The organism is Faecalibacillus sp. TM498, assembly GCF_020589955.1.
GTDB classification, from domain to species: Bacteria; Bacillota_I; Bacilli_A; order Erysipelotrichales; family Coprobacillaceae; genus Faecalibacillus; species Faecalibacillus intestinalis.
In genome coordinates this window covers 54,231-62,756 of the sequence record NZ_JAJDKB010000012.1, presented here as the reverse complement: position 1 = coordinate 62,756, position 8,526 = coordinate 54,231, and the positions used below count along the sequence as shown (strand labels likewise).

Genomic DNA, 8,526 nt, shown 5'->3' with positions numbered 1-8,526 from the left:
TCCCCATACGCCCTTTCTTGCTTTACCTTCTAGGTTTGCTTGCTTGAACTTTTTTTCGTTTACACTTGCTGTAAAATCTTAGTTACTTTCGACTTTTCGTACTAGACCTTTTCTTTAATGTCTAATCTCTTCTTTATCGTTTTCGCAATTTTTTTTACTACTATCCAGTTTTCAATGTCCTCTTGAATGTCTAAGACATTCAAAACCAAACAAGAAAGCACAACTTTCTCTCCCTAGAAAGGAGGTGATCCATCCCCACGTTCCCGTAGGGATACCTTGTTACGACTTCACCCCAATCATCAGTCCCACCTTAGACAGCTCCTTCCTTGCGGTTAGGCCACCGGCTTCGGGTGTTACCGACTCTCATGGTGTGACGGGCGGTGTGTACAAGGCCCGAGAACGTATTCACCGCGACATGCTGATTCGCGATTACTAGCGATTCCATCTTCGTGCAGTCGAGTTGCAGACTGCAGTCCGAACTGAGAACAGTTTTATGGGTTTCGCTCCACCTCGCGGCTTCGCTTCCCTCTGCTCTGTCCATTGTAGCACGTGTGTAGCCCAGGTCATAAGGGGCATGATGATTTGACGTCATCCCCGCCTTCCTCCGGCTTGTCACCGGCAGTCTCGCCAGAGTCCCCAACTTAATGCTGGCAACTGGCAACAGGGGTTGCGCTCGTTGCGGGACTTAACCCAACATCTCACGACACGAGCTGACGACAACCATGCACCACCTGTCTTCTCTATAGCTATCTCTCCATCTCTGGAGCCTTTAGATCGATGTCAAGACCTGGTAAGGTTCTTCGCGTTGCTTCGAATTAAACCACATGCTCCACCGCTTGTGCGGGCCCCCGTCAATTCCTTTGAGTTTCATTCTTGCGAACGTACTACTCAGGCGGAGTACTTATTGCGTTAACTGCAGCACTGAGGTTTGACCCCCAACACTTAGTACTCATCGTTTACGGCGTGGACTACTAGGGTATCTAATCCTATTTGCTCCCCACGCTTTCGGGACTGAGCGTCAGTTATGCGCCAGATCGTCGCCTTCGCCACTGGTGTTCCTCCATATATCTACGCATTTCACCGCTACACATGGAATTCCACGATCCTCTCACACACTCTAGCTCTACGGTTTCCATGGCTTACCGAAGTTAAGCTTCGATCTTTCACCACAGACCCTTAGTGCCGCCTGCTCCCTCTTTACGCCCAATAATTCCGGATAACGCTCGCCACCTACGTATTACCGCGGCTGCTGGCACGTAGTTAGCCGTGGCTTTCTTATAGAGTACCGTCACTTGGATATCATTCCCTATATCCACCGTTCTTCCTCTATGACAGAAGTTTACATAACGAATTACTTCTTCCTTCACGCGGCGTTGCTCGGTCAGGGTTTCCCCCATTGCCGAAAATTCCCTACTGCTGCCTCCCGTAGGAGTCTGGGCCGTGTCTCAGTCCCAGTGTGGCCGGTCACCCTCTCAGGTCGGCTACGCATCGTCGCCTTGGTAGGCCGTTACCCTACCAACAAGCTAATGCGCCATAAGTCCATCATCTACCAGTCCCGTAGCACTTTTCATATAGAGTTCATGCGATCTCTACACCTATGCGGTCTTAGCTGACGTTTCCATCAGTTATCCCCCTGTAGATGCCAGGTTACTTATGTATTACTCACCCGTTCGCCACTCTTCACCGATGTGAAGCGTTCGACTTGCATGTATTAGGCACGCCGCCAGCGTTCATCCTGAGCCAGGATCAAACTCTCCATTGTCCTTCTATCTCTTCAGACAACTTTGGTCTGTTTAGCTCTTTTTTTGTTTTCTGTTTATTTCTAAACTCTCATTGACGTTGTGTTTTATTCTTTCCTGTTCAGTTTTCAATGTCCTCTCACTTGACTCTCTCGTCGAGTGCCCATTTATATTACCATCCTCTCTCCCTTTTGTAAAGCTTTTTCTTGTCCTTTTTTTATTTTTTTCTCTATTCCCCTCTTTTTCTGCCTTTATATCGTTTTTTTTATCCCACTCTTTTTTTTACCTTTTTCTCTTCTTTGTCTAATATACCGTGTTTTTACAACAAAAAAAGACCTTTTTAGTGGTCTTCTTTCAAACTTTTAACAAATAAAATGTTAATAGTCTGAAGGACCTATTTCCTCAATAGGCCCTTATTTTTGAATAAACTTTTGATCTTCTTTTGGTATTCCTGTTTCATCTAAAAAATAGCGTTCAACTTTCATATGTAGATGATATTTGATTCTTAGTTCCATTATTTGATCCATGATGCTAGAAGAATGATGTAAATCAATTGCTTCTTGATTATCCCAACTATCCACTAATAAAACCGTTTCTTCATCTTCTACTGAAAAGAAATATTCATAACGTCTATTTCCTTTTTCTTTTTTAATTTCATCAACAAGACCACTTGTTAACATCTCTTTGACAAAAGCTTTTGCACTTCCATTTTCTCCAGTATAGTAAATATGAACAGTAATTGCGTTATTCTTTTTCAAGACTTGATTTCAAATTTTCAATACGTTGATTGATTTCATCAATCTTTTGAACAACTGGAGCAGCTTTTTCATCAAAGACATTGTCCTTATTTAAAACTTCATAATACAACTTTCCTAATTCAATGAATTGATCATCCAAATCAGCTTCTGCACTTTTAATACTTACTTTTGTTTTTGCAGTATCTACAAGTTCAGAAGATTTTTCAATTGTTTTTTCCGTAAACTTTGCTGCTTTCTTTGTTAAATCATCAAATAATGCCATACTTTTCCCTTCTTTCTTTCAATAATTTTATCATATTGACCTTTATAATTAAACATTTATAATTAAGACTGTTTGGAGGTATTTATGAATCATCGATTAGAAAATGAAAAAGTGTCATCACTTTTATTCTCGCTTGCTTTACCATCCATTTTGGCACAGCTTGCAACGCTTATTTATAATATGGTTGATCGTATTTATATTGGTAGACTTCCCGATGGTGGTTTATCCATTGCGGGAATTGGTTTATGTACATCAATTATTACAATCATTACTGCTTTTAGTAATCTTTTTGGTCGAGGTGGTGCTCCACTCGCCTCTATTAAATTAGGAGAAAAGAATCCCAAAGAAGCTGAAAGAATTTTAGGAAATGCTTTTAGTAGTTTAATTTTAACCTCGCTTATCATTATGTTTTGTCTTTTTGTTTGGGGTGATAAAATTCTTATTCTTTTTGGAGCAAGTCAAAAAACACTTCCTTATGCTTTATCTTATTTAAGAATTTATGCAGTTGGAACTGTGTTTATCCAATTAACAGTCGGTCTTAATTATTTTATCAACACTCAAGGTTATGCGAAGTTTGGCATGATGACTTTACTTATTGGTGGTATTTTAAATATTATTTTAGATCCTATCTTTATCTATGTTTTACATATGAATGTTGCTGGTGCTGCCCTTGCAACCATTATTTCACAATTCGTCTCATGTATTTGGGTGTTATCTTTTTTATTTGGTAAAAAGACAATTATAAAAATAAGAAAAGAATATCTTTTATTTGATAAAAATATTATGAAAAAAATATTAGGTTTAGGTTTTACTCCTTTCTTTATGTCATCAACAGAAGGAATTTTACAAGTCGCCTTTAATAGACAGCTTCTTCTTTATGGTGGAGATTTATCGGTAAGTGCTATGACAATACTTCTTTCAATGTCACAAATCCTATCTCTTCCTATGGAAGGAATCGCCCAAGGAGCACAACCTATTATTAGTTACAATTTTGGCGCAAAAAAATATGATCGTGTAAAAGAGACTATTAAAATTACGATCAAAGTAGCTTTAACCTATTCAATTATTGGTGTTTTGCTAATGGAAGCATTTCCTCAAGTATTTGTTTCCTTATTTGCTAATAATACTCAGTTAATTCAACTTTCTTATCAATTATTAAGAATCTATATCTTTGGCTTTATTATCATGGGTGCTTTCTCTACTTTTCAACAAACCTATAATGCATTAGGTTGTGGAAAAAATGCATTTTTCTTTGCATTCTTTAGAAAAATCATTTTATTAATACCTTTGATTTATCTGTTACCATTTATTTTACCAAGTTATGGAGTTTATGCTGTTGTTCTAGCAGAACCGATTTCAGATTTAATGACAACAATTCTTAATGGTATTTATTTCAAGCATTTTGTGAAAAAAACACTCGCTTAAAAAAGAGGCTACAAAAGCCTCTTTTACTCTAATTAAAAATATCTTTTTCTACCTTTAAGCTCATTATTTATGATTGAAAGTATTTTTCTATTTCTTTAATTTCTTTTTCTGGTATTTCTAATAAACAAACCGCTTCTTTAAATGACATTTGTAATCTTTCCATTAGTTTTCTTACATACTCTATATTCTTTTCTTTACGTTCTATTTTTTTCCTTAGTTGATTCCTTGGCTAATTCCTTGATTGATTCCTTCATTTCTTGCTTTTCTTTCAAGATAGTTTGCATATACAATCATGATGTACTTCATGGTAATGATACATTTCATTGCGAATAACTTGTTCTAATAATTTACGATCTTGTAAATCTGTTAGATTTTTAAGTTTTGCAATAAGTTCTAATAATTCTTCTTTACTTAAAGCACGACAGCCCACAAGAATTTTCACAATAGCAACAAGTTCTTTAGAAACTAAAAAATGATCGAACTTTAAAGAATACGTTTTACTTTGATAAGAATAAAGAAGTTCACTATTTCCTACCACATCTCGATTATCCGCTAAGAAATTTTTAATTTCATTAATATCTCTTGTAATACTTTTTGTAGATACTTCATATTCACTAGCAAGATTAGAAACAGAAAGTTCTTCTCCTTTAAAAGCTCTATAAAAAATATCTAACACTCTATTTTTCTTTTGATTATTTACCATTTGTCCCACTTCCTTATTACAGCTTCTATTATAGAGTTCAACTAAGACAGCCCCATGTCCTAGTAAAAATATTCTAAAAAAATTATACCACGCAAAAAAAGGAAATGGTTTCCCATTTCCTCACTTACAAATTCTAAACTTTTAAAGCTATTGTATAAGCTCCCCAAATAGCAGTCATAAGATTACTTGGATGAATAGCATCTCCTAATAAGTAAACATTATCACCTTTTATTGAATCATATAATGTTTGATTTGATTTATATCCAACAGAAACAACAACTGTATCTGCATCAATTGTTTTTGGAATATGATGTACTCCAAACAATGACATCATACGTGCTCTATTGTTGATATTTGGTTGATTGGTTGTCATTACATTAATTAATAATTTTCCATCTTTATATTCTTTAACTGTTGCATTTTTATAAATATCCACATGATAATGTTCCATTAATTCAACAAGCATATTATAGTTTGGTGCAGCAAGACCTTCAACGTTCATAATTGTTGGAAGTGCTTCTACTACAGATACTTTCTTATTCTTTCTTGCTAAATCATAAGCCAATTCACAACCTGTAAGGCCTCCACCAATAATGACAACATTTTGGTCCTTAATATCTTGTTTATCTAAAACATCTACAGCGTATCTTACATTTGGTTGATCAAATCCAGGAATCATGTCTAAATGTTTTTCACTTGCTCCCGTAGCTACAAAAACAACATCATATTTTTCTTTATCTTCTACCTTAAATTCTGTATTGAATTTAACATTCACACCTGTATCTTTAATTTGTTTTTTATACCAAGCAAGTAAACGACGATCATCATCTTTAAAATCAAAAGCACTTGCTTCATTAAAGACACCACCTAGACGATTTGTTTTTTCATAAAGGTCAACCTCATGACCACGAAGAGCAGCAACACGTGCAGCTTCCATACCAGCAATACCGCCACCAACAACTGCAACCTTCTTTAAAACATCTGCTTTCGTAATATTATAATGATTTTCCATACCACATCGTGGATTTAAAGCACATGAAATATCTTTAGAACTCATTGTTTTCATATCAACTTGGAAAATACGTGCTAAGCATCCAAAATGACAAGAAATACATGGTCGAATATCATCTTCTTTTCCTTCTTTGAATTTATTTGCAAGATCTGGATCAGCTAATAATGGACGCCCCATACCCATCATATCAATCTTTCCTGCCGCAATTTCTTTTTCAGCAAGTTCAGGATCATCAAAACGTCCACCACAAATAACTGGAATGTTGACCCATTGTTTTACCTTTTCAACATCTTCCAAGTTACATGCTTTTGGCATATATACTGGTGGATGTGGCCAATACCACGCATCATATGATCCATTATCACAATCAAGCATGTCATATCCTGCTTCTTCTAACATTTTAGCAACTTTTTCACTTTCTTGATAATCTCTACCAAATTCTTGATATTCTTCTCCAGGTAAAGCACCTCTATTAAAATCTTTTGTTTTACTTACAACTGAATATCGAACGGAAACTGGGAAATCTTGTCCACAAGCTTTTTTAATTGCTTTAACAATTTCACATGGGAATCTTAAACGATTTTCTAAACTTCCACCATATTCATCATTACGTTTATTCCATGCAGCAATCGTAAATTGATCCAACAAGTAACCTTCATGAACCGCATGAATTTCTACCCCGTCAATACCGGCATCTTTAGCGGCTTTAGCCCCCATGGCAAACCATTCAATATATTGATGAATGTCTTCAATACTCATTTCAGGATTATTTTTAGATGGATCCCATACATTAGGCATTGAACTAGGTGCTGGATCTGTAGCATGAATAGATGCTCTACCAGACATTGCTGTTAACATAACAAATACTTTTGATCCATATTTATGAACACCATCTGCTAAGTATTTCATGTTTTCAGTATAGCTTTTTACATCATTGACAATACTTGGAAGCCCTGCTCCTTTAGGTACTGGAACTAAACCAGTAATAATTAACCCTGTTCCTCCTTTAGCTCTTTCAATATAATAATCTGCTCCATCTTTTGTATAACTTCCGTCATTATTCATCATACGTGGTGAAAAGACCCCCATTGGAAGTAATGCAATACGATTTGGAACTTCTACTGTACCGATTTTAATCGGTGAAAATAAATGTTGATATTTATTCATACCAAATTCCTCCTTGAATTAGTTCACTGAACTTATTCAGTTTACTTATATATACATCGTAAGCCTTTACAATTCAATTGTCAATAACTTAATAATTTTTTCACATAGAAACAAAAAAAAATAGAAAGACTTTCGTCTTTCTACAAACCAATATAATCTAATACAATAGAAATTTCTTCATGCACTGCTTCTATTAAATCATAACTTCCATTATGACAACACCAATCATAAATACTTCCTCGACTAATTCTTAACATCATTTTAGCAGCATGTTCTTTATTCATATGTTGTATATTATTTAAGTTTTCTAAAAGTTTTTGATAAAGATATCTTTCATCACTATGAAGATATGTATTTTCAGCATTTATTTGATTTTTAAAACAAATAGTTGTCATCTTTAAACCAATATCTAAAAAAACATCTTTTATTTGAAAATCAATTAGAAAGAGAATAGCCTCTCTTTCACTATCAAAAGTTTGCTTTTCATAAGCTTCTTTTAACATCTGATCAAATTCGTAATATCCATAATCAATGATGGCTTCTTTATTTTTATAATGATAATAGACAGATCCTACAGAAACATTTGCTGCCTTAGCAATATCACTTACTTTTACCTTATCATATCCAAATTCATCAAATAACTTAAAAGCAACATCATATATTCTCTTTTTCGTTTCTTCTCTTTGTATATCTCTAGTAGTCATCCTATTCCTCATTTCTAAACAGAATAGATTTTATCAAAACTTATTAAAAAATACAAATAAGTTACATATTTCCAGATTCTAATGCTTTAAAAAAATCATGTGCTTCATCATGGATATTTACTTTCTTTGTTGCCTCAAGAACATACCACGTAAATTCTAAATCTTGAATAATAATAGGAATTCTCTTACCACATCTTTGTAGAAAATAATCTTCTTCAATTAATCTTCTAGCAACATCACTAATCACTTCTAATAATTCATAATACCCTACTGGACCTTTTCCTATATATCTACAATTTTCATCATAACAATCAGGATCTTCATAACCAATATTCTCTATACCTTCTTGTTTATACCACGCAAATAAAGTTTCCATTCCTTTTTCATCAAGCATATCTTTATCATCTTGCTCTAAATATGCATAATTCCATCTTTCTTCACTATAAAGACCTTCATCATCTCCAGAATATTCACTTTTAAAGAAAGTTTCATTATTTAAAGAAATACTAAATTCACAAACATTAGAATATTCTTTATATGTATATGCTTCATTACTATATAGAAAAAAGGTAATAGAATAAGCATCTGACATATCCCAATGATCCATTTCATTTTTTATCTTATTATAAAAATATTCTCTTAAATCAATCATCACTCTAATCCTTTCTTTGTTTATTTATTTAATTATACTTGATAATCAAAGTGATTAAAATAAAAAAATCCTCCTCGTTGATTTCAACGAAGAGGACATGTTAA

General features: G+C 34.3%; 7 protein-coding genes and 1 rRNA gene. 1 reads left to right on the top strand and 7 read right to left on the bottom strand.

What is annotated here, in order from left to right; translation table 11 throughout:
* Positions 1 to 237 precede the first annotated feature (237 nt).
* From LJD32_RS05690 to LJD32_RS05680, 3 genes are all read right to left on the bottom strand, one after another.
* Positions 238 to 1,762 (bottom strand): 16S ribosomal RNA (locus LJD32_RS05690).
* Positions 1,763 to 2,152: 390 nt separating this feature from the next.
* Positions 2,153 to 2,497, bottom strand: a complete 345-nt coding sequence (locus LJD32_RS05685; RefSeq protein ID WP_175301663.1) for a putative quinol monooxygenase — start codon at positions 2,495 to 2,497, stop codon at positions 2,153 to 2,155.
* Positions 2,484 to 2,759: a hypothetical protein gene (locus LJD32_RS05680; protein ID WP_147580835.1), complete on the bottom strand. Its 276-nt coding sequence runs from the start codon at positions 2,757 to 2,759 to the stop codon at positions 2,484 to 2,486. Before LJD32_RS05680 ends, LJD32_RS05685 begins: the two co-directional genes overlap by 14 nt.
* Before the next feature lie 84 nt (positions 2,760 to 2,843).
* Between LJD32_RS05680 and LJD32_RS05675 the strand changes: the two genes are divergently transcribed.
* Positions 2,844 to 4,184, top strand: coding sequence for an MATE family efflux transporter (locus LJD32_RS05675; protein WP_119362699.1), 1,341 nt, complete (start codon positions 2,844 to 2,846; stop codon positions 4,182 to 4,184).
* A 268-nt stretch (positions 4,185 to 4,452) separates the two neighbouring features.
* Here the strand turns inward: LJD32_RS05675 and LJD32_RS05670 are convergent, their stop codons facing one another.
* The 4 genes from LJD32_RS05670 to LJD32_RS05655 all read right to left on the bottom strand — a co-directional run bounded on the left by LJD32_RS05670 (position 4,453) and on the right by LJD32_RS05655 (position 8,422).
* Positions 4,453 to 4,887: an HTH domain-containing protein gene (locus LJD32_RS05670; protein ID WP_175301666.1), complete on the bottom strand. Its 435-nt coding sequence runs from the start codon at positions 4,885 to 4,887 to the stop codon at positions 4,453 to 4,455.
* Positions 4,888 to 5,020: 133 nt separating this feature from the next.
* Positions 5,021 to 7,066 (bottom strand): FAD-dependent oxidoreductase, encoded by a 2,046-nt coding sequence (locus tag LJD32_RS05665; RefSeq protein ID WP_227391936.1) that lies wholly within the window; start codon positions 7,064 to 7,066, stop codon positions 5,021 to 5,023.
* Between the two features lie 140 nt (positions 7,067 to 7,206).
* On the bottom strand, positions 7,207 to 7,770 hold the full coding sequence (locus tag LJD32_RS05660) for a TetR/AcrR family transcriptional regulator (protein ID WP_175301667.1): 564 nt from the start codon (positions 7,768 to 7,770) through the stop codon (positions 7,207 to 7,209).
* A gap of 61 nt (positions 7,771 to 7,831) precedes the next feature.
* Positions 7,832 to 8,422 carry a hypothetical protein gene (locus LJD32_RS05655; protein ID WP_107029942.1) on the bottom strand — a complete coding sequence of 197 codons (591 nt, stop codon included), beginning with the start codon at positions 8,420 to 8,422 and terminating at the stop codon, positions 7,832 to 7,834.
* Between the last annotated feature and the right edge of the window lie 104 nt (positions 8,423 to 8,526).